The 23,717-nt window shown below is 73.2% G+C and carries 24 protein-coding genes; 8 read left to right on the forward strand and 16 right to left on the reverse strand.

Annotated features, from left to right (window positions below; genetic code table 11):
- Positions 1–60 precede the first annotated feature (60 nt).
- The 5 genes from RMN56_RS11365 to RMN56_RS11385 form a co-directional block, all read right to left on the reverse strand.
- Entirely contained in the window at positions 61–1,209 is a 1,149-nt protein-coding gene (locus RMN56_RS11365; protein ID WP_313723771.1) for an acyl-CoA dehydrogenase family protein, read from the reverse strand.
- An 83-nt stretch (positions 1,210–1,292) separates the two neighbouring features.
- Positions 1,293–2,825: an acyl-CoA carboxylase subunit beta gene (locus RMN56_RS11370; protein ID WP_313723772.1), complete on the reverse strand. Its 1,533-nt coding sequence runs from the start codon at positions 2,823–2,825 to the stop codon at positions 1,293–1,295.
- A 254-nt stretch (positions 2,826–3,079) separates the two neighbouring features.
- Complete coding sequence (locus tag RMN56_RS11375; RefSeq protein WP_313723773.1) at positions 3,080–4,000, reverse strand: hydroxymethylglutaryl-CoA lyase; 921 nt, start codon at positions 3,998–4,000, stop codon at positions 3,080–3,082.
- A 161-nt stretch (positions 4,001–4,161) separates the two neighbouring features.
- Entirely contained in the window at positions 4,162–5,499 is a 1,338-nt protein-coding gene (locus RMN56_RS11380; RefSeq protein ID WP_313723774.1) for an acetyl-CoA carboxylase biotin carboxylase subunit, read from the reverse strand.
- 96 nt (positions 5,500–5,595) lie between these two features.
- Positions 5,596–6,222: a TetR/AcrR family transcriptional regulator gene (locus tag RMN56_RS11385; RefSeq protein WP_313723775.1), complete on the reverse strand. Its 627-nt coding sequence runs from the start codon at positions 6,220–6,222 to the stop codon at positions 5,596–5,598.
- A 112-nt stretch (positions 6,223–6,334) separates the two neighbouring features.
- On the opposite strand from RMN56_RS11385, the gene RMN56_RS11390 reads away from it, so the two are divergent.
- Complete coding sequence (locus tag RMN56_RS11390) at positions 6,335–7,528, forward strand: MFS transporter (RefSeq protein WP_313723776.1); 1,194 nt, start codon at positions 6,335–6,337, stop codon at positions 7,526–7,528.
- Between the two features lie 6 nt (positions 7,529–7,534).
- Here RMN56_RS11390 and RMN56_RS11395 read toward each other — a convergent pair whose 3' ends face one another.
- On the reverse strand, positions 7,535–8,689 hold the full coding sequence (locus RMN56_RS11395; RefSeq protein ID WP_313723777.1) for an FAD-dependent monooxygenase: 1,155 nt from the start codon (positions 8,687–8,689) through the stop codon (positions 7,535–7,537).
- 103 nt (positions 8,690–8,792) lie between these two features.
- Here RMN56_RS11395 and RMN56_RS11400 point away from each other — a divergent pair, with 103 nt between their 5' ends.
- Complete coding sequence (locus RMN56_RS11400; protein WP_313723778.1) at positions 8,793–9,365, forward strand: TetR/AcrR family transcriptional regulator; 573 nt, start codon at positions 8,793–8,795, stop codon at positions 9,363–9,365.
- On the opposite strand, the gene RMN56_RS11405 is transcribed toward RMN56_RS11400, so the two are convergent.
- From RMN56_RS11405 to RMN56_RS11415, 3 genes are all read right to left on the reverse strand, one after another.
- The gene (locus RMN56_RS11405; RefSeq protein ID WP_313723779.1) at positions 9,362–10,264 is read right to left on the reverse strand and encodes a sulfurtransferase; all 903 of its coding nucleotides are present in this window, start codon (positions 10,262–10,264) and stop codon (positions 9,362–9,364) included. The two genes, RMN56_RS11400 and RMN56_RS11405, sit on opposite strands and share 4 nt — an antisense overlap.
- Before the next feature lie 67 nt (positions 10,265–10,331).
- Entirely contained in the window at positions 10,332–10,778 is a 447-nt protein-coding gene (locus RMN56_RS11410; RefSeq protein ID WP_313723780.1) for an imidazolonepropionase-like domain-containing protein, read from the reverse strand.
- 3 nt (positions 10,779–10,781) lie between these two features.
- Positions 10,782–11,552 carry an SGNH/GDSL hydrolase family protein gene (locus tag RMN56_RS11415; RefSeq protein ID WP_313723781.1) on the reverse strand — a complete coding sequence of 257 codons (771 nt, stop codon included), beginning with the start codon at positions 11,550–11,552 and terminating at the stop codon, positions 10,782–10,784.
- A 261-nt stretch (positions 11,553–11,813) separates the two neighbouring features.
- Between RMN56_RS11415 and RMN56_RS11420 the strand changes: the two genes are divergently transcribed.
- Together RMN56_RS11420 and RMN56_RS11425 are read left to right on the forward strand one after the other, a co-directional pair.
- Complete coding sequence (locus tag RMN56_RS11420) at positions 11,814–13,355, forward strand: hypothetical protein (RefSeq protein WP_313723782.1); 1,542 nt, start codon at positions 11,814–11,816, stop codon at positions 13,353–13,355.
- Positions 13,356–13,662: 307 nt separating this feature from the next.
- On the forward strand, positions 13,663–15,072 hold the full coding sequence (locus RMN56_RS11425; RefSeq protein ID WP_313723783.1) for a PQQ-binding-like beta-propeller repeat protein: 1,410 nt from the start codon (positions 13,663–13,665) through the stop codon (positions 15,070–15,072).
- 96 nt (positions 15,073–15,168) lie between these two features.
- Here RMN56_RS11425 and RMN56_RS11430 read toward each other — a convergent pair whose 3' ends face one another.
- Positions 15,169–15,543 carry a VOC family protein gene (locus RMN56_RS11430; protein ID WP_313723784.1) on the reverse strand — a complete coding sequence of 125 codons (375 nt, stop codon included), beginning with the start codon at positions 15,541–15,543 and terminating at the stop codon, positions 15,169–15,171.
- Positions 15,544–15,658: 115 nt separating this feature from the next.
- Here RMN56_RS11430 and RMN56_RS11435 point away from each other — a divergent pair, with 115 nt between their 5' ends.
- The 4 genes from RMN56_RS11435 (at position 15,659) to RMN56_RS11450 (ending at position 19,051) form a co-directional block, all read left to right on the forward strand.
- Positions 15,659–17,428, forward strand: coding sequence for a proline--tRNA ligase (locus tag RMN56_RS11435; RefSeq protein WP_313723785.1), 1,770 nt, complete (start codon positions 15,659–15,661; stop codon positions 17,426–17,428).
- A 55-nt stretch (positions 17,429–17,483) separates the two neighbouring features.
- Complete coding sequence (locus RMN56_RS11440; RefSeq protein ID WP_313723786.1) at positions 17,484–17,903, forward strand: CBS domain-containing protein; 420 nt, start codon at positions 17,484–17,486, stop codon at positions 17,901–17,903.
- A gap of 69 nt (positions 17,904–17,972) precedes the next feature.
- Positions 17,973–18,398, forward strand: a complete 426-nt coding sequence (locus RMN56_RS11445; RefSeq protein WP_313723787.1) for a SufE family protein — start codon at positions 17,973–17,975, stop codon at positions 18,396–18,398.
- 20 nt (positions 18,399–18,418) lie between these two features.
- Complete coding sequence (locus tag RMN56_RS11450; RefSeq protein WP_313723788.1) at positions 18,419–19,051, forward strand: DsbA family oxidoreductase; 633 nt, start codon at positions 18,419–18,421, stop codon at positions 19,049–19,051.
- Positions 19,052–19,102: 51 nt separating this feature from the next.
- Here RMN56_RS11450 and RMN56_RS11455 read toward each other — a convergent pair whose 3' ends face one another.
- The 6 genes from RMN56_RS11455 to RMN56_RS11480 all read right to left on the reverse strand — a co-directional run bounded on the left by RMN56_RS11455 (position 19,103) and on the right by RMN56_RS11480 (position 23,581).
- The gene (locus tag RMN56_RS11455) at positions 19,103–20,125 is read right to left on the reverse strand and encodes a hypothetical protein (RefSeq protein WP_313723789.1); all 1,023 of its coding nucleotides are present in this window, start codon (positions 20,123–20,125) and stop codon (positions 19,103–19,105) included.
- The gene (locus RMN56_RS11460; protein ID WP_313723790.1) at positions 20,122–20,619 is read right to left on the reverse strand and encodes a SigE family RNA polymerase sigma factor; all 498 of its coding nucleotides are present in this window, start codon (positions 20,617–20,619) and stop codon (positions 20,122–20,124) included. Before RMN56_RS11460 ends, RMN56_RS11455 begins: the two co-directional genes overlap by 4 nt.
- Before the next feature lie 198 nt (positions 20,620–20,817).
- A complete protein-coding gene (locus RMN56_RS11465) occupies positions 20,818–21,816 on the reverse strand; it encodes an IS481 family transposase (protein ID WP_313723791.1) in 999 nt (332 codons plus the stop codon).
- Between the two features lie 122 nt (positions 21,817–21,938).
- A complete protein-coding gene (locus tag RMN56_RS11470) occupies positions 21,939–22,487 on the reverse strand; it encodes a YbaK/EbsC family protein (RefSeq protein ID WP_313724714.1) in 549 nt (182 codons plus the stop codon).
- Positions 22,488–22,569: 82 nt separating this feature from the next.
- On the reverse strand, positions 22,570–22,764 hold the full coding sequence (locus RMN56_RS11475) for a hypothetical protein (RefSeq protein WP_262284969.1): 195 nt from the start codon (positions 22,762–22,764) through the stop codon (positions 22,570–22,572).
- 37 nt (positions 22,765–22,801) lie between these two features.
- Positions 22,802–23,581, reverse strand: a complete 780-nt coding sequence (locus tag RMN56_RS11480; RefSeq protein WP_313723792.1) for an SDR family oxidoreductase — start codon at positions 23,579–23,581, stop codon at positions 22,802–22,804.
- Positions 23,582–23,717: the final 136 nt, after the last annotated feature.

Genomic DNA, 23,717 nt, shown 5'->3' on the forward strand with positions numbered 1-23,717 from the left:
TGCCGATATCCGACAGACGGTGGAGCCCGCCCGGGTCCGACCGGACCGGGCGGGTTCCGCTCACATGCCGAGATCGCGGGCGATGACCATGCGCTGCACCTCGCTGGTGCCCTCGCCGATCTCCAGGATCTTCGAGTCGCGCCAGAAGCGGGCCACCGGGTACTCGTTCATGAAGCCGTAGCCGCCGTGGATCTGGGTGGCCTCGCGGGCGTTGTCCACCGCGATGGTGCTGGCGTGCAGCTTGGCGATGGCCGCCTGCCGCTTGAACGGCTCGCCGGCAAGCATCCGGGCGGCCGCGTCGTAGTACGCGAGCCGGGCGGTGTGCGCCTTCAGCTCCATGTCGGCGATCTTGAACTGGATCGCCTGGTACGCGCCGATCGGCTGGCCGAACGCCTCGCGCTCCTTCGCGTACCTGATCGACTCGTCGACGCAGCCCTGGGCGAGGCCGACGGCCAGGGCCGCGATGGCGATCCGCCCCTCGTCGAGGATGCGCAGGAACTGGGCGAAGCCCCGGCCGCGCTCGCCGAGCAGATTCTCCGCCGGCACCCGGCAGTCGTCGAAGGTGAGCTCGTGGGTGTCCGAGGCGGTCCAGCCGACCTTCGAGTAGCCGGGCGCGACGGTGAAGCCCGGCGTGCCGGACGGGACGATGATGGTGGACAGCTCCTTCGAGCCGTCCGGCTTCGTGCCGGTCACCGCGGTGACCGTGACCAGCGCGGTGATGTCGGTGCCGGAGTTGGTGATGAACGCCTTCGAGCCGTTGATCACCCACTCGTCGCCGTCCAGCACGGCCCTCGTCTGCGTGCCGCCCGCGTCCGAGCCGGTGCCCGGCTCGGTCAGCCCGAAGCCCGCGAGGGCCTCGCCGCTGAGCAGCTTCGGCAGCCACCGGGCCTTCTGCTCGTCGCTGCCGAACCGGTAGATCGGCATGGCGCCGAGCGAGACCGCCGCCTCCAGGGTGATGGCCACGCTGGAGTCGACCCGGGCCAGCTCCTCCAGGGCCAGGCAGAGCGCGAAGTAGTCGCCGCCCATGCCGCCGTGCTCCTCGGAGAAGGGCAGACCGAACAGGCCCATCTTGCCCATCTGCCGGATGATCTCGTACGGGAAGGTGTGCTGCTCGTAGTGCTCGGCGATGGCCGGGGCGACCACCTCGCGGGCGAAGTCCCGCACGCTCTCCCGCAGCGCCTCTTGTTCCTCGCTGAGCCGGAAGTCCATCTGATCCTCCTGATGGGATGCCTCTGTGGACGGGCCGCCGGGCGCTCGTGGCGCCGGGTCGGGTGGTGCGGGTCGGGGTGCGGTCAGACCGGCGTGACGCCGTGCCGGCGCCTCGCGAAGTGCCGCTCCTTGCCGCGCGCGGCGGCGAACCGCCGGACCAGTTCGGCACGCAGCTCGTGCGGCTCGACGATGGCGTCCACCACCAGCTCGCTGGCGAGCCGGACGATGTCGATGTCGCGCTCGTACTCCTCGCGCTTCGCGGCGACGAACGCGGCCCGCTCGGCCTCGTCCCCGATCGCGGCGATCTTGTTGGCGTAGACGGCGTTGACCGCGGCCTCCGCCCCCATCACGGCGATCTTCGCGGTGGGCAGCGCGAGCGTCGCGTCCGGCTCGAAACCGGGGCCGGCCATCGCGTAGAGGCCGGCGCCGTAGGCCTTGCGGACCACCACACAGATCTTGGGTACGGTCGCCTCGGAGATCGCCGTGATCATCTTGGCGCCGTGCCGGATGATGCCCTGCTTCTCCACCGCGCTGCCGACCATGAACCCGGGCACGTCGGACAGGAACAGCAGCGGCACGTTGAACGCGTCGCAGAGCTGCACGAACCGGGTCGCCTTGTCGGCCGAGTCGACGAAGAGCACGCCGCCCTTGAACATCGAGTTGTTGCCGACCACGCCGACGACCTCGCCGTTCAGCCGGCCGAAGCCGATGGTCAGCTCCTTGGCCCAGAGCGCCTGGATCTCGAAGAAGCTGCCCTCGTCGAGCAGGCCCTTGACGTACCGGCGCATGTCGAACGCCTGCCGCTCGCTGACCGGGACCAGCGCGGCCAGGTCGGCCTTCTCCGGCGCGGGCGCCGCCTCGACGGCGGGCGGGGCCTGGGTCCAGTTGGTCGGTAGGTAGGACAGGTAGCGCTTGACCACGTCGAGCGCCTCGGCCTCGGTCTTGCAGAGGAAGTGCCCCACACCGGACTCAGCGCAGTGCACCTTGGCCCCGCCCATCGCCTCCAGCGTGGTCTTCTCGCCGGTGACCATCTCGACCATCCGGTCGGAGCCCAGGTACATGCTGGCGTTGCCGTCGACCATGGCCACCACGTCGCAGAACGCCGGGATGTAGGCGCCACCCGCCGCGCTCGGCCCGAACAGGGCGCAGACCTGCGGGATCGCGCCCGAGGCGCGGACCTGGTTCCAGAAGATCTTGCCGGCGCCGCGCCGGCCGGGGAAGAGGTCGACCTGGTCGGTGATCCGGGCGCCGGCCGAGTCGACCAGGTAGACCATCGGCACGCTGGTCGAGTAGGCCCGCTCGATGATCCGGATGATCTTCTCGACGGTCCGGGCGCCCCAACTGCCGGCCTTCACCGTGGAGTCGTTCGCCATGAGGCAGACCGGCCGGCCGTCGATGGTGGCCGTGCCGGTGACCACGCCGTCGGCCGGCAGCCCCTCGGCCATGGCGTTGGCATAGAGCCCGTCCTCGACGAAGGAGCCCTCGTCGACCAGGTACGCGACCCGCTCGCGGGCGAAGAGCTTGCCCTTCGCGGCGTTCGCCGCGTGGTACTTGTCCGCACCGCCGGCCCGGGCGCGCTTGCGCAGCTGCTCCAGAGCCTCACCGTCGAGCGTCACGCCGACTCCCATTGCCACCGGCTGCCTCGTGAGCGCGCCGACCGACCTGAACGATCGTTAGGCTAGCGCATTCCCACCCCCTCCGGCGACCCACCCACGCACGCCCCACCCGCCCGCCACCCGCCCACCACCCGCCGGCCGCCCGCCCGCTGCCGGCGTTGATCAAGAAGTTTGCGTCTGGCTCGGGCTCGAATCCGACGCAAACCTCTTGATCAACTTGGTCAGGGGCGGGTGCGGGTGGGTGTGGGGTGGGATCAGGAGGGGATCGGGGTGAGGCGGGTGCGGGGGCCGGCGCGGAGGACGCCGGACGGGAGCTTCTTGCCGACCAGGTGTTCGGCCAGCTCGGCCGCCTCGATCAGGGCGGCCAGGTCGATGCCGGTGTCGATGCCCATGTCGTGCAGCATGTGCACGGCCTCCTCGGTGGCGAGGTTGCCGCTGGCGCCGGGGGCGTACGGGCAACCGCCGAGGCCGCCCACGCTGGCGTCGAACTCGGTGATGCCGAGCTCCATGGCGGTGAGCATGTTGGCCAGCGCGGTGCCCCGGGTGTTGTGGAAGTGCAGGAGCACCGGCACGTGGGCGTTGCGGTCCCGTACGGCGGTGACCAGCTCGCGGACCCGGCGGGGCGTACCCATGCCGGTGGTGTCGCCGAACGCCACCCGGTCGGCGCCGTCCCGGACCACCCGGTCGACGATGCCGGCCACCCGCTTCGGGTCGACGTCACCCTCGTACGGGCAGCCGAAGCTGGTCGCCACGATCACCTCGGCGGTCGCGCCCGCGCCGTGCAGCAGGTCGATCAGCTCGGCGATGTCGTCGAGCGACTCCTCGGTGGACCGGTTGACGTTGCGCCGGTTGTGGGTGTCGCTGGCCGAGACCACCACCTCGATCTCGGTGAAGCCGGCGGCGAGGGCGCGCTGCGCGCCCCGGGTGTTCGGCACCAGCGCCGAGTAGCGCACCCCGTCGGCCTTCGCGGCCCGCTGCCACACCTCGTCGGCGTCGGCCATCTGCGGGATCGCCTTCGGGTGCACGAAGGACACGGCCTCGATCCGCCGCACGCCGGTGCCCGAGAGGGCATCGAGCAGCCGCACCTTGGCCTCGGTCGGGATCGGCTCTTCGTTCTGGAGCCCGTCCCGCGGCCCGACCTCCCGGATGGAGACGAACTCCGGCAGTTCCGCCATAAGGGGTCACCTCACTGTGACGGTGTTGGGTGATGGGTCCTCCCAGCATCCCACCCACCCCCGGCCCCCCGGCGATCATGAAGTTGGCGGCAGATTCTGCCCGTTTTGTCGCCGCCAGCTTCATGATCAACCGCGCCGGGGAGGAGCAGGGGCGGGCCGGGTCAGCGCATGCGGGAGACGATGCCGGTGTCGTAGTCGCCGGACAGGAACTCCGGGTTCTCCAGCAGCTCGGCGAAGAAGGGGAGGTTGTTCTTCGGGCCGGCGATCTCGAACTGGGCCACCGCGGCCCTCGCCCGCTGCACCGCCTCGTCCCGGGTGGCTCCGCTGACGATCAGCTTGGCCAGCAGGCTGTCGTAGAACGGGGTGACCGTGTTGCCGGCGACGTAGCCGGAGTCGACGCGTACGCCCTCGCCGGCCGGCTCGTTCCAGGTGCTGATCGCGCCCGGGCCGGGCAGGAAGCGCTTCGGGTCCTCGGCGTTGATCCGCAGCTCGATGGCGTGCCCGCGCGGGGCGAGCGCGTCCGGGTCGAAGGTCGGGGCCAGGCCGGCGGCCACCCGCAACTGCTCCTCGACCAGGTCGACGCCGTAGACGTACTCGGTGACCGGGTGCTCGACCTGCAGCCGCGTGTTCATCTCCAGGAAGAAGAACTCACCGGACGCGGGATCGAGAAGGCACTCGACCGTGCCGGCGTTGCGGTAGCCCACCGCCTCGCCCGCCCGGACCGCCGCCGCCAGGAACCGCTCACGCAGCTCGGGCGACACCGCCGGGGACGGGGACTCCTCGACCAGCTTCTGGTTGCGCCGCTGCACCGAGCACTCCCGCTCGCCGAGGGCCACCACCCGGCCGTCGGCCAGGCCGAGGATCTGCACCTCGACGTGGCGCACCCGGGGGAAGTACCGCTCGATCAGCACGGAGCCGTCGCCGAACATCCGCTCGGCGAACGAGCGGACCTTGTCGTACTCGGTGCGCAGCGCGGCCTCGTCGGTCGCCACGCCCATGCCCATGCCGCCGCCACCGGCCGCGGCCTTGACCATCACCGGGTAGCCGATCTCCGCGGCGGCGGTGACCGCCGCGTCCAGGTCGGCCGCCGGCTCGGTGGTGCCCGGCGCGACCGGCACCCCGGCCGCCGCCATCAGGTTCCGCGCGTTGATCTTGTCGCCCATCGCGGTGATCGCGTCCGCGCCGGGCCCGACCCAGATCAGGCCGCCGGCCTGGACGGTACGGGCGAAGTCCGCGTTCTCGGACAGGAAGCCGTAGCCGGGGTGGATCGCCTGGGCGCCGGTGTCCTTCGCGGCGGCGAGGATCGCCTCGACGTTGCGGTAGCTGAGCGCGGGATTGGCCGGGCCGACGCAGACCGCCTGGTCGGCCTCGGTCACGAAGGGCAGGCCGGCGTCGGCCTCCGAGTGCACCGCGATCGCCCGGATCCCGAGCCGCTTCGCGGTGCGGATGATCCGGCGCGCGATCTCGCCCCGGTTGGCCACCAACAGCGATTCGAACAAGGAAGGGTCCCTTCTTGACGCCTCTTGCATAGCAGGGGCCCCTTCTTAACACGCGGAGGACGCGCGCGCTTAACGGGCGTTAAGGCGCGTCGGGTGTCAGGCCGGGTCGGTGGGCGCCAGCAGCGCGGCCAGCGTGGCGCCGCGCAGCAGCTCGGCCCGGCGGCGGCGGTCCACCTCGCCGCCGAGGAACGGGGTGGAGTTCATGAGGCCGAACGCGGCGTGCGCGATCACCCGCGCCTCGCCGTCGGGCAGCCCGGGGTGCAGCGCCGTCAGCACGGTGACCCACTCCTCGACGTACATCCGCTGGAGGCGGCGGATCCGGCGGCGCGGCTCGTCCGGGAGCCGGTCCAGCTCGTGCAGGTGCAGGGCGATCACCGCCGGGTTGGCCAGCGCGAAGTCGACGTGGAAGTCGATCAGCGACTCCAGCGTGCCCCGGGGGTCGTCGGGGTGGTTGGCGGCCCGTTCCCGGCCGCCGGCGAGCAGCCCTTCGCTGACCGGGATCAGCGCGGCGACCAGCATCGCCTCCTTGCCGGCGAAGTGGTGGTAGAGCGCCGGGCCGGTGACACCGGCGGCGGCGCCGATGTCGTCCATCGACACACCGTGGTAGCCCCGCGCCGCGAAGAGCCCGACCGCGATCTCCAGGATCTCGTCGCGCCGGGACCGGCGCCGGCCCGCACCCGTCGCGCCGTTCGCCGCGCCCCGCGCCTGCTGTTCCACCGCCACCGGACCAGCCTAGACCGCGCGCCCGAGCTGGTGGAGTCTCGGTTACCCGTCGGTTGCCCCACACCCCCGCCACTTGACCCTCGACCCGGTTCAGGCCGCAGGGTCCGTCGGCATGACCGCCACCGTGCTCGGCCGGGACTACCGGCTGCTCTGGTCCGCCGCCGTCTCGTCCCGGTTCGGCGACGCCCTGCGTACGCCGGCCCTGGCCCTGCTGGCCGCCGCGCTCACCCGCGACCCCCGGGCGATCGCCGCGGTGACCGTGGCCGGACAGCTCCCACCGCTGCTGTTCGGGCTGCTCGGCGGCGCGTACGCCGACCGGTGGGACCGGCGTCGCACCATGGCGGCGGTGGACGGGGCCCGGGCCGTGGTGGTGGCCGCGCTGGCCGGGCTGGTCGCCTCCGGCCGGGCCGGGGTCGCCGCGCTGGCCGCCGCCGCGTTCCTGCTCGCCACCCTGGGCACGCTCTTCGACGCGTCCGCCTTCGCGCTGCTGCCGTCGCTCGTGTCGCCGGCCGCGCTGCCCACCGCCAACGGCCGGCTCCAGGCCGGCACGGCCGTGGCCGGTGGGCTCCTCGGCGCCCCGCTGGCCGGCGTCCTCTTCGCCCTGGCCGCGGCACTCCCCTTCGCCGTGGACGCGCTCACCTTCGCCCTCGCGGCCGCTCTCGCCCTCGCCCTCCGCCCGCTGCCAGCGGCGCCGCCCCGCCCGCCGGGGCCGGGGGTGTGGCGGGAGGCGTGGGCCGGGGTGCGGTGGGTGCGCCGGGACCGGGTGCTGTGGGGAGTCACCCTCGCCGCGGCGGGGTCGAACCTGGCGATCAGCGGGTTGATGGCCGTGCTGGTGCTCTACGCGCTCGGGGCGCTGCGGGTGCCGGCGCAGGCGTACGGGCTGTTCGCGGCAGGGGTGGTGGTCGGTGGGCTGCTCGGGGCACTGGTCGCCGGACGGATTGCGACCCGGTTCGGCACCCTTCCCGCGCTGCGCGGGGTGCTGCTCGGGCAGACCGTGGCGCTGGCCGCGTTCGCCCTGGCCCGCGGCCCGCTGGCCGGGGGCGTGGTGCTGGCCGTGTTCGCCGCCGGCACGACGATCTGGAACAGCCTGTGGTCCGCGTACGGGCAGGGGCACGTGCCGGCGGAACTGCTCGGGCGGGTCGGCGCGGCGCAGCGGGTGATCGGGCTGGCCGCCGCACCGCTCGGGGCGGCGCTGGCCGGGTTGGCCGGCGAGGCGTACGGGGTGGGCTGGGTGGTCGGCGCGGCGGCGGGGGTGTTCGCACTGGTCACCGCCGGCGCGTGGGGAACGTTGCGCGGGGCCGCCTGATCCGGGTCAGCGGCCGTCCGGCTCGAACCCGGCCAGCCGCACGGCGAGCCGCCGCCGGGCCGGGGGCAGCCCGGAGGCGACCCGGAGCACCAGGTCGCGCAGCGGGCGGGCGGCCGGCGGGACGGCGGCGAGCCGGGTGAGCCCGGCGGCGAAGCCGAGCACCTCCTCGGCGAGCGGGCGGCGGGCGGTGGCGTACCCGTCGAGGAGCGTGTCGGGACCCCCGGTGAGCACCGCGGCGAGGGTGTCGCCGAGGGCGACCGCGTCGCGGAGGCCGAGGTTCATGCCCTGCCCGCCGGCCGGGCTGTGCACGTGCGCCGCGTCCCCGGCGAGCAGCACCGGGCCGGACCGGTAGCTGCTCGCGATCCGGTGGTGGATCCGGAACCGGGAACTCCAGCGCACGTCGGTGACCCGGTCCGGGCGCCGGGCCGGTCCCCGCTCGTCGAGCAGCGCCTGGAAGTGCCGCGCCTCCGGCTCGCGCGGCGCGTCGTCCACCGCGGCGACCAGCCGGACCAGCCCGCCGGGCAGCGGCGCCCAGACCAGTGGGCCCCGCCGAGCCAGGAAGAGGTTGACCTGGTCGCGGGGCAGCGCGCTGTCCACCCGGACGTCCGCGAGCAGGAACGACTCGCCGGGGTCGGCCGGCCCGCCGAAGTCGATGCCGGCCAGCTCGCGGACCGGGCTGCGCATGCCGTCGGCGCCGACGACCCACCGGGCCCGGAGCGTCTCGCCGCCCGCGAACGTCGCGGTGGCGCCGGCACCGTCGAGGTCGAGGCCGGTCAGCTCGTACGGCCGGAGCACCCGGCCGCCGAGCGCGGTGAGCCGGTCGGCGAGCACCGCCTCGGTCTCGGCCTGGGAGACCAGCAGCGCGTACGGGTAGCGGGACGGCAACCGGTCGAAGGGGACGGTGAGCAGCACCCGGTCGCGGTCGCGGACGGTGAACCGGGTCGACGGCAGCCCCCGGGCGGCCAGCGGTGCGGCGGCGCCGATCCGGTCCAGCACCTCCAGGGTGCCGGCGTGCACGACGGCCGCCCGCGAGGTGACCGGCGGGGTGGGCAACCGGTCCACCACGGTCGCGGTCACGCCGTGCCCGGCCAGGGTGACGGCGGCGGCCAGGCCGGTCGGGCCGGCCCCCACCACGAGGACGTCGGTGCGCTCGGGCAGCATGGCCCACCTCCAGGCTCGCCAACAACTGTTTGCCAACACTTGTTGACAACGGTAGGCGCGTCCCGGTTTCGGTGTCAACGCTTGTTGGCCTACAGTTGTGGGCATGACCGACACGGCACCCCGCGCCCGGCGCTCGGACGCCACCCGGGCGGCCATCCTGCGCGCGGCCCGCGAACGCTTCGCCGCCGACGGCTACGAGCGGGCCACCATCCGGGCCATCGCCGCCGATGCGCGCATCGACCCGTCGATGGTCATGCGCTACTACGGCAGCAAGGAAGGGCTGTTCGCCGCGGCGGCCGAGTTCGACCTGCGCCTGCCGGACCTGGCCGCCGTGCCACCCGACCGGCTCGGCGAGACGCTGGTCCGGCACTTCCTCGGCCGCTGGGAGGGGGACGAGACCCTCGCGGCGCTGCTCCGCGCCGCCAGCACCAACCCGGGCGCGGCCGAGCGGATGCGCCTGGTCTTCGCCGACCAGCTCGCCGCGGCCGTGGCCGGCTTCGGCACCGACCCGGCGACCACCGGCCGCCGGGCCGGCCTGGTGGCCAGCCAGATCCTCGGGCTGGCCTTCACCCGGTACATCGTCCGGCTGCCGCCGGTGGTGGAGATGGCGCCGGAGGACGTGGTCGCCTGGGTCGCCCCGACCCTCCAGCGCTACCTGACCGGTCGACCGGCCTAGCCGGCGAAGCTGCCCGGCTCCTCGCCCCGCACGACGGGGGCCCGGACCAGGTTGCCCCACTCGGTCCACGAGCCGTCGTAGTTGCGGACCCGCGGGAACCCGAGCAGGTGGTGCAGCACGAACCAGGTGTGGCTGGACCGCTCACCGATCCGGCAGTAGGCCACCACGTCGTCCGACGGGCTCAGCCCGAGCTGGTCGACGTAGATGGCGCGCAGCTCGTCCACCGGCTTGAAGGTGCCGTCCTCGTTCGCGGCGGCCTTCCACGGCTTGCTCACCGCGCCCGGGATGTGCCCGCCGCGCAGCGCGCCCTCCTGCGGGTAGGCCGCCATGTGCAGCATCTCGCCGGTGTACTCACCCGGCGACCGCACGTCGACCAGCGGCCGGCCGGCGGTCACGTGCGCCATCACCTCGTCGCGGAACGCCCGGATCGGCGCGTCGTCGCGCTCCGGCACCGGGTAGTCGGCGCGCGGCCGGTTCACCGTGTCCTTCGACATCTCGCGGCCCTCGGCCACCCACTTCATCCGGCCACCGTCGAGCAGCCGGACGTCGGCGTGACCGAAGAGCCCGAACACCCAGAGGGCGTACGCGGCCCACCAGTTGAAGTTGTCGCCGTAGAAGACCACCGTGTCGTCGCGGCCGATGCCCTTGGCGGCGCACAGCTCGGCGAAGCTCTTGGCGTCGAGGTAGTCCCGGGTCACCTGGTCGTTCAGCTCGGTGTGCCAGTCGACCTTCACGGCGCCGGGAATGTGGCCGGTGTCGTAGAGGAGCACGTCCTCGTCGGACTCGACCACCACGAGACCCTCGTCGCCCAGGTGCTCGGCCAGCCACTCCGTGGTGACCAGACGCTGGGGGTCGGCGTAGGACTGGAGGTGGGGATTCGGATCGCTCGGCACAGGCATGGTCCCCAAAGTACGCCGGATCACGGCACCGCGACCGGCCATCGGCGTGTGGTGGGGCGAACACCGGTCAGGCGCGGCGGTGCACCAACCGTCCGGCGACCACCGTGGCCAGGCAGGAGCCGTCGGCGGCGAACACCGCCAGGTCGGCCCGGCCGCCGACCACGAGCGCCGGAGGCCGGGCGGCGGCCAGCACCGCCACCTCGTTGCGCGCGGCGGCGGCCCGCAGCGCCGGGTCGGTGACGTGCTCGGCGAGCACCGCGGCAGCGCCGAGCCGAAACAGGGCGTGCACCCGTTCGCGTGGGCTCGGCGCGGGCGGCAGGGGCCCGTCGTGCACCAGCGCCGGCCCGAGGGCACCGGCCCAGCGCCGCACCCGCACCTCCGGGTACGCCCCGGTCAGCTCGTCCACCGGCGCGACCGCCTCGATCCGGTCGCCGCTCACCAGCACGGCGTGTCCCGGCCGGGGCTCGTCGTCGAGGGTGAGCCGCAGCAGGGACGCGGCGTGCAGGGTCCGCACCGGTCAGTCGAGGGTGATCGGCCCGAGCACCGGCCGCTTGGCGGTGATCAGGTCGCCGGAGGAGCGGCCGGTCAACCGCCGCTTGATCCAGGGGGCCAGGTGCTGGCCGGCCCAGCGCAGGTCGGCGGCCCGGGCGGCCAGCCACGGGGTGGGCGCCGGGTGCGGCGGCACCATGAGCCACTCCTCGTCGCAGCCCACGCCGAGCGCGCTGAGCACCTGCCCGGCCACCCGCCGGTGCCCGGCCGCCGACAGGTGCAGCCGGTCGGTGCTCCAGAGCATCGGGTTGAGGTAGGTGTCGTCCGCGTACAGGTCGACCAGGATGGCGCCGTGCCGCTCGGCGACCTCGCCGACCACCCGGTTGAGCAGGGCCACCCGGGGTGCCACCAGCCGCTGCCCGGGCAGCCGGGCCATCACGTCGGCGAACCGGAACAGCACCACGTCGGCGCCCCCGGCGCGCAGCTGGCCGATCACCGCGTCGAAGCGCGGCACGAAGGCGTCCGGATCGAAGGTACGGCGCAGCACGTCGTTTCCGCCGGCCGCGAAACTGATCAGGTCGGGTTTCATGGCCAGGGCGGCCGGCACCTGCTCGGCCACGATGTTCGGGAACAGCCGGCCCCGGATGGCCAGGTTGGCGTAACCGAAGTCGGGGCCGGCCTCGGCGGCGAGCCGGGTGGCGACCAGGTCGGCCCAGCCGCGGTAGGTGCCGTCCGGATACGCGTCGTCCATACCCTCGGTGAAGCTGTCGCCCACCGCCACGAAGCTGCGCCAGCGCACTGCGCCTCCCTCTGACTGACCCGGCAGAGCTGCGTCGGCCAGTCTCGCACCGACCGGGCTCCGCCCGCCCGACCCCCGGGCGCGACGTGGCGGAGGTCATCGACGGCCAGGCGTGAGCAGAGTCATCGGGACAAATGTCCCGCTTGGTGGGTCCGGGGCAGAATCCGTCCGCGGGACCGGGGATGATGTTGCCCGTCATCCGGCCCGGGGTGGAGGCGCCCGCCGCCGCGGCTGGTCAGCGACGGCGCGAACGAGGAACGCATGACCCAGGGACACCCCGCGGCCGCCTTCCCGGCCGACGGTCAGCCGCACCCGCCGGGCCAGGCGTATCCGGCCACACCACCGGGCTTCCCCGCCGCGCCCGGCTACGGGCCGCCGGGGGCGTACCCGGGCGGGCCGGGGCAGCCGGGCTTCGGGCCGTACCCGCCGGCCCCGCCGCCGCCGAAGTCGCGGCGCGGCCTCTGGATCGGGCTGGGCGCCGGGGCGCTGGCGCTGACCCTCTGTGCCGGCACGGCGATCGGCGTGGGCGTCGGGTTGAGCAACCGCGGCGAGGACGCGGCACCGAAGGCCGCCGCCGCGGCCAACGGGGTGACCGTCACCCAGCAGGAGCTGGACGACCTGCTGGCCCGGCACAGCAAGGCCCTCGCCGACAAGGACCTCAAGGGCTACCTGGCCCCCTTCGACCCGGCCCGCAAGGACCTCGTCGCCGGCCAGACCCGGCTCTTCACCAACCTGGGCAAGCTGCCGCTGGCGGTCGGCCAGTACCGGACCGTCGCCCAGCAGGGGCGGACCACCGACAGCTTCGGCCGCGGGGTCAGCTTCCAGCTCGACGTCTCCTTCGTGCACCAGTTCGAGGGGTACGACCTCACCCCGGTCGCCGAGTGGTACCGCTGGACCGTCGTCCGGGAGAGCCAGAGCGCCCCGCTCAAGGTCACCGCGGTCACCGGGGCGCCCGCCGCGCTGGGCAACTCGAAGACGGTCTACTACCCCGGCCCCTGGGACAAGTGGCGCGACATCCACGTCGAGCGCACCGCGCACACCCTGGTCATCACCGACGCCGCACTGGCCGCCCAGGCGAAGCGGTACGCGCCGGCCGCCGAGGCGGCGGTGGCCGACGACTTCGCCGCCTGGCAGGCCGGCGGGGTCACCGCGAGCATCCCGAAGGGCTTCGTCATCAGCCTGGTCAAGGGAAAGCAGGACCTGGGCTCGCTCTACCGGATCAACAAGGAGAAGACCACCGAGTCCGGCGTCTCGATCGGCATGATCGCCGCCGACCGGAAGCAGGACATCGACATCGGCGGCAGCCGGATCGTGATCGACGTGGCCGACCGGTCGTTCTTCGCCGCCGGCAACACGCGCGGGCCAAGGGAGATCTTCCGGCACGAGGTGGGTCACTCCCTGGTCGCCAGCCTGGAGGACGCCGACAAGCAGGATTCCTTCGACGGCATCGAGAACTGGGTCGTGGAGGGCTTCGCCGAGTACCTGGCCCACCGGGGCGAGCCGCTGCGGTCCAGCGGCCGCAGCGCGCAGGCCCGGTCGATCGTCCGCTCCGGCGACTGGGACGGCACCCTGCCGAGCAACATCGACTGGGACTCCCCGGGCCGGGTCAGCTTCCACTACTGGCTCGGGCACGCGGCGATGACCCACCTCGCGGAGAAGTACGGCGAGCAGAAGCTGTTCCAGTTCGTGACCGCCCGCTACCGGGGCGCGACCGCCGACCAGGCCAGCCGGCAGGTGCTCGGCGTCCCGCTCGCCGAGTTCCAGACCGGCTGGGCGGCGTACGTGCGGGCGCAGGCGCGCTGAGCGGGAACCCGAGGAGCGAACGATGACGAACCCGCAGTCCCCCTGGCAGCCGCAGCCCGGAGCACCGGGCGGCCCACCGGTCCCGCCGCAGCCCCAGTTCCCGCCGCCACCGCCCGGGGCCCAGGTCCCGCCGCAGCCCCAGTTTCCGCCGCCACCGCCCGGGGCGCAGGTCCCGCCGCAGGCCCCGAGTGGAGGGGCACCACCGCCTCCGCAGCCGGGCTGGCCGCAGCCGCCGCAGGCCCCGCCCGTGCGGGGCGGGCACCCGGGCTGGCCGCCGGCACCGCAGGCCGGTCAACCCGCGTACCCGGTGGCTGGTCAGCCCGCGTACCCCGTGGCCGGCCGGCCGGCGTACCCGCCGCCGGGTTGGCCGGGGGCGGCCCCGACCGCGCCGGCGGCGCCCAGGCGGCGCGGTCGCCTGGCGCTGCTGATCGCCGGCGGGCTGGTGGCCGTGCTGGCCGTCGGCGCCGGCACCGCCTGGGGCGTCTCCCGGCTGGTCGGCGGCGGCTCGGACGGTGACGACGAGCTGAACACCGCCTGGGTGCTGGACTTCCCCGAACGGCAGGACACCGGCCTGACCACCTACGACCAGCAGGACATGTTCGGCGCCTGGCTGGCCGGTGACACGGTGGTCCGGGCGCAGGGGGACGGGCTGCTCGCCTACCGGCTCTCCGACGGCGGGCAGGCCTGGGGCGCCCCCGCCCCGGAGGGCACCTCACTCTGCGTCGCCGCGCAGGCGGTGACGGAGGGCCGGGGGGCGGTGGCGGTCGGCTCCGAGCAGTCCTGCAACACAGTCGCCGGCTTCGACCTGACCAGCGGCAAGCTGACCTGGCAGGCGAAGGTCCCGGCGCCGGTCCGCGAGGGCCGGGACGCACTGGCCGCGCCGGACCTCTCCGTCGCCGGCCAGCAGGTGATCGTCCGCTCCGGCGACACCATGATCGGGTTCTCGCTCGCCGACGGGAAGCAGTTGTGGCGCACCACCGGGGAGAAGTTGCTGCCCGGCCGGGACTGCGGCTTCAAGGACATGCGGGCCGCCGAAGACCTCGTGGTGGTCACCTACGGCTGCTCCGTCGGCGGCGAGGTGGACGCCGTCGACCCGGCCACCGGCAAGGTGCGCTGGCGGCAGCGGCTGCCCGAGGCGAAGGTCACCGACGGTGTGCTGAGCGTGCGGCCGCTGATCGGCCTGCCCGCGCTGGGGCACGAGAGCTACACGGTGCGGGACCCGAAGACCGGCCGGGAGACCGCTTCGTTCACCGACCCGATCGACGGCACCGAGCTGTGGGACGTGCCGCCGAACCGGTCCAACGCGATCGACGGCCCGGCCGTCTACCAGTTCCTCGCCGACGACGAGACGCTCTACTACCCGACGTTCCCGAAGAACGTGCCGGGCTCGGGGCGGTCGGCCAACCAGATCATCGCCATCGACCTGGCCACCGGGAAGCGGCGCTGGATCTCGTCCGGGCACAGCCCCAGCAAGGTCGAGCTGATCCGCCGGGACGAGCAGGGCCTGCTGGCCTGGGAGACCGGCGACCGGCGGAAGGTGCCGCCGCGCCTGGTCCGGATCGATGCCGCGACGGGCACGGTCAGCCCGGTGGCCAAGGGGCCGTCGTCGGCCGGCTTCGAGGGTGAGGACGCCAAGGTCATGGAGCGGGACGGGGTCGTCGTGATCGTGCCCTGGAAGCACGTCGTGGCGGACCGGGCGATCACCGTGCTGCGCTGACCGACACGACGCGGAAGGGGCGGGCCACTGGAGGGTGGACCGCCCCTCCGGGTGCGGTTGTTGTCACTGGGGCAGCAACGGATGCACCCACAATGCTCAGAGGTACAGGCAGAACGGGTGGCCGGCGGGGTCCAGGTGGACACGGACGTCGTCCTGGGGCTGGAAGTCCGCCACGGTGGCACCCAGGGACACCGCGTACGCCGACGCCGCGTCGAGGTCGTCGACCTTGATGTCGAGGTGGGCCATCATCTGCGGCTCGCCCGGGCCGGCCGGCCAGACCGGTCGCACGTACGCCGGCTCGGTCTGGAATGCCAGCCCGGCACCGCCCCCGGACGCGACCAGGACGACCCAGTCCGGCTCGTCCTCGTCCCGGGACCACCCGAGCAGCCGTTCGTAGAACCCGGCCAGCTCGCCCGCGTCGGGCGCGTCCAGCACGGTCGTGGTCAGCGTCAGCCGAGGCCTCTCATCCATTCCTCTCTCCTACCCCCGCACCGGCGCCTCCACCCCGGACACCGGACGGCCGGGATCCGCCGGAACGGGGACGAATACGATCGCCCGCCGACGCCACCCGCCGTACGCTGCCTCAATGCTGCTGCGCATGTCGACCCTGCTGCTCCGGACCCTGCGCGAGGACCCGGCCGACGCGGAGGTGCCGAGCCACCGGCTCCTGCTCCGGGCCGGCTACGTCCGCCGCGCCGCACCGGGCGGCTACACCTGGCTGCCGCTGGGCAAGCTGGTGCTGGACCGGGTCACCGACATCGTCCGCGCGGAGATGGCGGCGATCGGCGACCAGGAGGTGCACTTCCCGGCGCTGCTCCCGGCCGAGCCCTACCGGACCAGCGGGCGGTGGACGGAGTACGGCGACGACATCTTCACCCTCGAGGACCGGAAGGGTGCCGAGCACCTGCTCGCCCCGACTCACGAGGAGATGGCCGCGCTGCTGGTGAAGGACCTGTTCAGTTCGTACCGGGACCTCCCGGTGACGCTGTTCCAGATCCAGACCAAGTTCCGGGACGAGGCCCGGCCGCGGGCCGGCCTGCTGCGCGGGCGCGAGTTCCTCATGAAGGACGCCTACTCGTTCGACCTGGACGAGGCCGGGCTCCAGGCGGCCTACGACCGGCACCGCGACGCCTATCAGCGGATCTTCACCCGGCTCGGGCTGGACTTCACCGTGGTGCACGCGATGTCCGGGGCGATGGGCGGCTCGGCGTCGGAGGAGTTCCTGGCCGCGACGCCGGTCGGCGAGGACACCTACGTGGGCTGCACCGCCTGCGACTACGCGGCCAACACCGAGGCCGTGGTGAGCCGTGCGCCGGCGGCCGGGGACCCGGAGGCGCACCCGGAGGCGGAGGTGCACGACACCCCGGAGACGCCGACCATCGCGTCCCTGGTCGAGCTGGCCAACGCCCGCGCGCTGGCCGGCCGGACCGACTGGACCGCCGGCGACACGTTGAAAAATGTGGTGCTGGCCGTGCGCCGGCCGGGCGCCGAGCAGGCGGAGCTGCTGGTCATCGGCCTGCCCGGCGACCGCGAGGTGGACCTGAAGCGGGTCGAGGCCGCCCTGGCTCCGGCCACTGTGGCGGTCTTCGACGACTGGCTGGCCCACCCCGAGCTGGTCCGCGGCTACCTCGGTCCGCAGATCCTCGCCAAGCACGGGGTTCGCTACCTGGTCGACCCGCGCGTGGTGGCCGGCACCAGTTGGCTGACCGGCGCCAACGAGCCGGGCCGGCACGCCACGAACGTGGCCTGCGGGCGGGACTTCACCCCGGACGGCACGATCGAGGCCGCCGAGGTGCGCGCCGGTTACCCCTGCCCGGCCTGCGGCACGGGCGAGCTGACCATGCGCCGGGGCATCGAGGTGGGGCACATCTTCCAGCTCGGCCGCCGCTACACCGACGCGTTCGCGGTCGACGTGCTCGGCCCGGAGGGGAAGCCGGTCCGGCCCACCATGGGCTGCTACGGCATCGGTGTGTCGCGAGCGGTCGCGTCGGTCGCCGAGCAGCACCACGACGATCGAGGGCTGGTCTGGCCGGCCGAGGTCGCGCCGTGCGACGTACACCTGGTGGCGGCCGGGAAGGGGCCGCAGCTCGACGCGGCGCTGGAGCTCGGCGGGCGGCTCTCCGCCGCCGGCCTGCGGGTGCTGGTCGACGACCGCACCCACGTCTCGGCCGGGGTGAAGTTCACCGACGCCGAGCTGATCGGCATCCCGCGCGCCGTCGTGGTCGGCCGCCGGCTGGCCGAGGGGTACGTCGAGCTGCGTGACCGGGCCTCCGGCGAGCGGATCGAGTTGCCGGTGGACGGCCTGGTCGAGCGCCTGCTCGACGAGTCGCGTGGGGCGGGCCGCAACGGGGTGTAGCGGACGCGCCACGGGGTACCGCAGACGGATCGACCAAGGTGTTTCGGAGGCTCTCATGTACCGGGTCAGTGACGTGATGACCAAGCAGGTGGTCTACCTGCCCGCGGAGACCCCCCTGGACGAGGCGGCCAGGGTGATGAAGGAGTCGGACATCGGCGATGTCGTGGTCACCGACGGAGCCACCCTGGCCGGCATGCTGACCGACCGCGACATCGTGGTGCGGGCGGTCGCCGAGCGGGCCGACCCGGGGAGCACCACGATCGGTTCGATCGTCACCCGCGAGGTGGTGATGATCGAGCAGCACTGCACCGCGGGCGAGGCGGCCGCGCTGATGCGCGAGCGCAACATCCGGCGCGTGCTCGTGTGTGACAGCGACCGCAAGCTGGTCGGCATCGTCTCCCTCGGCGACCTGGCCATGCAGCTCGACCCGAACTCCGCGCTGAGCGACATCAGCGAGGCCGCCCCCAACCTGTGATCCGCCCGACCCGGTGCCCTTCCCGACCGAGACCGGGGGCGCCGGGTCACCGGCGGTAGCCTGGCGGTCATGTCCGAGATGCCGACCAAGCTGGCCGAGATCGTCGACGAGTTCGCCGCCGCCCCGCGCGACGTGGTGCTGGAGATGCTGCTGGAGTTCTCCGACGTGATCCCGCCGCTGCCCGAGGGCGTGGACCGGGGCGACCTGGAGCAGGTCCCGGAGTGCCAGACCGCGTTCTTCCTGCGTGCCGAGGTCAACCCGGACCGGACGGTGAGCACCATCTTCGACTGTCCGCCGGAGGCGCCGACCACCCGGGCGTTCGCCGGCATCCTCGCCGAGGGGCTGGCCGGCGCGAGCGCCGAGGACGTGCTGGCCGTGCCGGACGACCTCTACCAGCGGATGGGCCTGGCCCAGGCGATCAGCCCGCTGCGGATCCGTGGCGGCAGCGCCATCCTGGCCCGGCTGAAGCGGCAGGTCCGGGAACAGATCTCCTGATCGACGGGTTGTCGCTGGTCATGGAGATCGAGATCTACGCCGACGTCGTCTGCCCCTGGTGCTGGATCGGCAAGCGCCGCCTGGAGCAGGCCCTGGAGCGGTACGACGGCGAGGTGACCGTCCGGTTCCGGCCGTTCCAGCTGGACCCGACGCCGGTGACCGAGCCGAAGCCGCTCATCGAGGCGCTGGGCGCGAAGTTCGGCGGCCGGGACCAGGCCGAGGGCATGGCCGCCCACGTCACCCAGGTCGCCAAGGGCGCGGGGATCGAGATGCACTTCGACCGCGCGGTGGCCGCGAACACCTTCGAGGCGCACCGGCTGGTCCGGTTCGCCACCGAGCGGGGGCGGGCCGCCGAGCTGGTCGAGCGGCTCTACCGGGCGCACTTCCAGGACGGCATCGACGTCGGGTCGACCGACGCGCTGGTCAAGCTGGCCGCCGAGGTGGGCCTGGACGAGACCGAGGCCCGGGACTATCTGTCGTCGAACCTCGGTCGGCGGGAGGTGGCCGCCGACCTGAGCGAAGCGCACCAGCTCGGCGTCTCCAGCGTGCCGACCTTCGTGCTCGCCGGGAAGTACGCCGTGACCGGCGCCCAGGAGCCGGAGACCCTGCTGGCCGCCCTCCACGAGGTGGCACAGCGGGAGGCGTCCGCGTGATGTTTCACGTGGAACAAGATCGGATCGGCTGAGGGCAACCCGCCTCAACGCTCAGGCCGGCGAGAAGACGACCTGCCAGGCCCCGGTGACGTATTCGGGCTCGACGTCGATGGTCACCGGGTCTCCGGGGCGCAGGTGGAGACCGAACTCGCGCGTCCACCCGCCGTTCCGGTCGCCGAACCTGCCGACGGTGTTCGCCTCGTAATCCCACCACTCACCGGTCATGATCTCCACGCCGTTGACGCGAACGTGGAGGAGCCCCGGCGTCTGGGCGAGCAGGTCGACGGAGTCGGTCGCCTTCCAGGTCAGGGTCCGCTTGACCGGACGCGCCGGGTCGACCGGATCCGATTTGATGATGACGGCGTCCGGGCAGAGCGCCTCGGTGCAGCCGGCCATGAGGGTCCGGCGCAACGGCGCGAGTGGTCCTGATGGCCGGGGCGGCAGCGGGTACTGATCGAGCGGGATCCGCACACCGATTGCGAGCCCGAAAGTGCCGCTGTCCGGGATCGGCACCGGGACCGTGTCCGTCCCGTCGAACCGCTTCGCCCCGGTGATCGTCATGACGAACGTGGCGGACTCGCCGACCGCCACGTCGAGCCCGTCCCAGCTCAGCTGCCGACTGGAACCGCCGCACCCGAGGCCGTAGAGGAAGTGGCCGTTGACGCTCACCCGCTCATCGGGCTCGCTGTCTCCGGTGCCGTCGCAGCGGGTGAAGATGACCAGGTCGAGCGTGGTGGGCACGATGGTCAACTCGATGCGGCGCTCCGGCAACGCGGCGGACTTCGCCGCCACGACACGAGCCCCCTTGGCGTACTCCGGAAACCCTTCGACGGTGCGGACCGGCGACGGACTGTCCGCCGGGGTGGGGGTGACGTCGGTACGGAACCCGGGCACGACGGCGGCCACGGCGATGCCGGCCAGGGCGACCACCGCGCAGGTGGTCCAGGCCGCGATCCGGCGCCGCCGCGCCACCACCTTGGCCTGTACGCCCCGCAGCCGCATACGGTGCACGAGCTGGTCGGCCGGGTCGCTGGAACGCTCGTCGAGCACCTGCTTGAGGTCGGTCAGGTTCATCCCAGCACCCCTTCCGGCGTCAGCGTCTCGTCGAGGCGGAGCTTCGCCACCGCCCGGCTGGCCTGGCTCTTGACCGTCCCGACCGAACAGCCCAGGACCTCGGAGATCTCGACCTCCGAGAGGTCCTCGAAATAGCGCAACACGAGCACGGCGCGCTGCCGGCGGGGAAGCTGGCCCAGCGCCCGCCAGAGGCGGTCCCGGTCGTCGATGCCGGCGTGCGGATCGGCCTCGGCGGTCGCCTCGGGAAGATCGGCGGTCGGCAGCTCGCCCCACCATCTGCGCCGCCACGACGAGGCGTACGCGTTGACGATGATCCGGCGCACGTACGGCTCGGGGTCACCGTCGATGCGCCGCCATGCCTCCCAGGCCCGGGCCAGGGCCGTCTGCAGCAGGTCCTCGGCCAACGACCAATCTCGGGTGAGCAGGAACGCGGTACGCAACAGCCGTGGTGAGCGGGTCACGACGAAGTCGTCGAAGCCCTCCGGTGTGATCACGTGCCCGCCCTCCCGCGCAGTCGGTCACGAGGTAGTACCGGCCGTGACGCGAAAAGGTTGCACGACCGGCCGCCGCTCGACTCAGCCGGGGTGGAACTGGGCGCAGACCGAGGGCCGGGCCGGCGGCGCGCATACGAACAAGCCCCGGGCGGCCTTGGGTTGGCGGGCAGACCCGGGGCTTGAGATGCGACTGACGGCTTAGGTGTGCTGTCCAGGGACGTTGGTCAACCTGGTGATGGGTGGTAGGCCGCCGATGGCTGAGTGAGGCCGGTGGTAATTGTAATGATGCAGGAAGGCCGGTAGGGCTTTCCTGCGGGCTTGTTCGCTGTTGTAGAAGCGGGCGATGGCCCAGCCGTCGGTCAGGGTGCGGTGGAAGCGCTCGACTTTTCCGTTGGTCTGGGGCCGGTAGGGGCGGGTCTTCTTCGGCCGGATGCCGAGCTCGGTGCAGGCATCACGCCAGGCGAAGGATTTGTAGGCCGAGCCGTTGTCCGACAGCACGCGTTCGACGGTGATGCCCCGGGCGGCGAACCAGGCGACGGCGTTGCGCAGCACGTCGATCGCGGTCGCGGCTTTCTCGTCATCGCGGATCTCGGCGTAGGCGACGCGGGAGTGGTCGTCGATGACGGTATGCACGAACGCAGTACCGATCTGTGGTTCGTAGGTTTTGCTGCGGGCTCCGGTGCGTCCGGCCGTGGCCTCACGGTTGCGGCGGCCTTGGACCCGGCCGACGTAGCGCCAGCCGCCGCCGTCAGGAATGCTGCCGTACTTGGTGACGTCGACGTGCAGCATCGCCCCGGGCCGGTCGTGTTCGTAACGCCGGACGGGTTCGCCGGTGATCCGGTCGAGATGGCTGAGCCGGCTGAGCCGGCAGCGGGTCAGCACCGCATGCACGGTCGAGGCCGGGATACCGAGCCGCCCGCCGATCTGCACTGGACCCAGCCGCTGTTTCCACCGCAGATGCACAATCTTGCGGACCACCGGCCGTGGTGTCCGGGCCGGGCTGTGATGCGGGCGTGACGAGCGGTCCTGCATCCCCGCCTCGCCCTGCTCGGCGTAACGCTGGGCCCATCGTTTCGCCGTGCGCCAGGACACGTCATAGCGTTCGGCGGCCCGCGCGACCGGCCAGCGTTCCTCGATGATCAAACGCGCCAGCCGCAGACGCGCGCGTGGAGTCAAAGCAGCATTACGGTGGAGCACGAAGGCCTCCTGTTGCCGGAGCGGTTCCTAGACAGCTCCACTCCACAACCGGAGGCCTTCACCCGTCCAGGATCTAGATCAGGTCGTCACACAACCTCGACCAACCTGCCTGGACAGCACACTTAGGCCGGTCGGGCCAGGTCCTCCACCACCGTTGCGCCGGGCAGCGCGCCGAGCGCCGGCCCGGGCAACGCGATCTTGCTGTGCCGGACGCCGGAGCCGATGATCACGTGCGGCGTGGCGATCACGCGCGAGTCGACCAGGATCGGCCAGTCCTCCGGGAGCCCGATCGGGGTGATCCCGCCGTACTCCATCCCGGTCAGCTCGACCGCCTCGGCCATCGGCGCGAAGCTCGCCTTGCGCACGTCGAGCATCCGGCGGACCACGCCGTTCACGTCGGCCCGGGTGGTGGCGAGCACCATGCAGGCCGCGTAGCGGATCTCGCCGCCCCGCTTGCCGGCGACCACCACGCAGTTGGCCGACTCCTCCAGCCCCACCTCGTACGCCGCGCAGAACGCCGCAGTGTCGGCCAGCTCAGCGTCGATCGGGGCGACCAGCACGTCGTCCACATCCACCGGAGCCTCGTCCGGCCAGCGCTCGATCGCGGCGGCCACCGGCGCGGCCAGCAGGTCCAGTCGGGTACGGGCGGGCTCGGTCTTCAGCGTCCCCATCACGGCTGCGATCCTCGCACCCGCCGGGCGGCTCCGCTCACCGACGTCCCGACCGGCCCGAATCGCGGACGAGGTCGACGGTTCAGCTGCCGGTGAGGAAGGCGTTCTCCCGGGCGAACGTGCGGTCCTGGTGGGCCGCCAGCTCCTCGGCCCGCAGGGCCTGGGCGCGGTGGGTCTCGACGTCCTCGATGCCGTGCCGGACCCCGAGCCGGATCACGCCGTAGAGGAAGACGAAGCCGAAGACGTAGAGGATCACGGTGGTGAGGAAGACCAGCATGCGGCCACGGTAGGGCGGCCCGGAACCGCAAGAGGTTTCATCTCCGGCCGGTTCCCCCGTACGTGTCGGCGAGGTGGTCGGCCCATGTGCGGGTGCCGGTCGGGGTGGCGGTGGTGGTGAGCCCGCCGACGCGCAACTCCCGGCCGAGCCGACCCGGGATCCGCACCGGCAGCAGCGGACGGCGCGACCGCCGCGCCTCCCGCCAGGCGCGGACCGCCTCGTCGTAGCGGAGCACCTCCGGGCCGCCGAACTCCTCGATCCGCCCCGACGGGCCGGCGGCCAGCATCCCGGCGAGCCGGCCCGCCACCTCGCCGGGGTCCACCGGCTGGGCGAGCACCTTCGGGTCCCCGAACACCGGGCCGAGCCGGCTCGCGGCCCGCAACAGGTCCTCCAGGAACTCCGGGAACTGGGTCGCCCGCAGCACGCTCCACGGCACCGGCCCGGCCGCCACCACCTGCTCGGCCGCGAGCTTGTGCCGGTAGTAGCCGAGCGGCACCCGGTCGACGCCGACGATCGAGATGTAGACCAGGTGGCCCACCGCCGCGTGCCCGGCGGCCAGCGCCAGCCGGCGGGTGCCCAGCACGTCGATCTCGTGGGTGCGCCGGTTCGGCGAGGAGGCCAGGTGCAGAACGCCCTCCATCCCGTCGACCGCCGCGGCCAGCCCCTCACCGGTGGCCAGGTCGGCCGTCACCCACTCGACTCCGGCGTCGGTCCGGCGCCGCCGGCTCACGGCGCGGACCGTGTGGCCCTCGTCGCGCAGCCGGGGCAGCGTCACCCGCCCGAGCCGTCCACTCGCCCCGGTCACCAGCACCCGCATCTCGTACTCCCCTCCACGCGCTCGCTCCCTCCTGGACGGCGGCGGCCGGCCGAAGGTGACCGGCTCCGCGGCGGCTCACCCCCGGCGGCTCGACTCCAGCGGGTCGAGCACGGTCACCAGCGCGAAGAACGCGATC

The sequence above is a fragment of the Micromonospora halotolerans genome, assembly GCF_032108445.1.
Classification (GTDB): domain Bacteria; phylum Actinomycetota; class Actinomycetes; order Mycobacteriales; family Micromonosporaceae; genus Micromonospora; species Micromonospora halotolerans.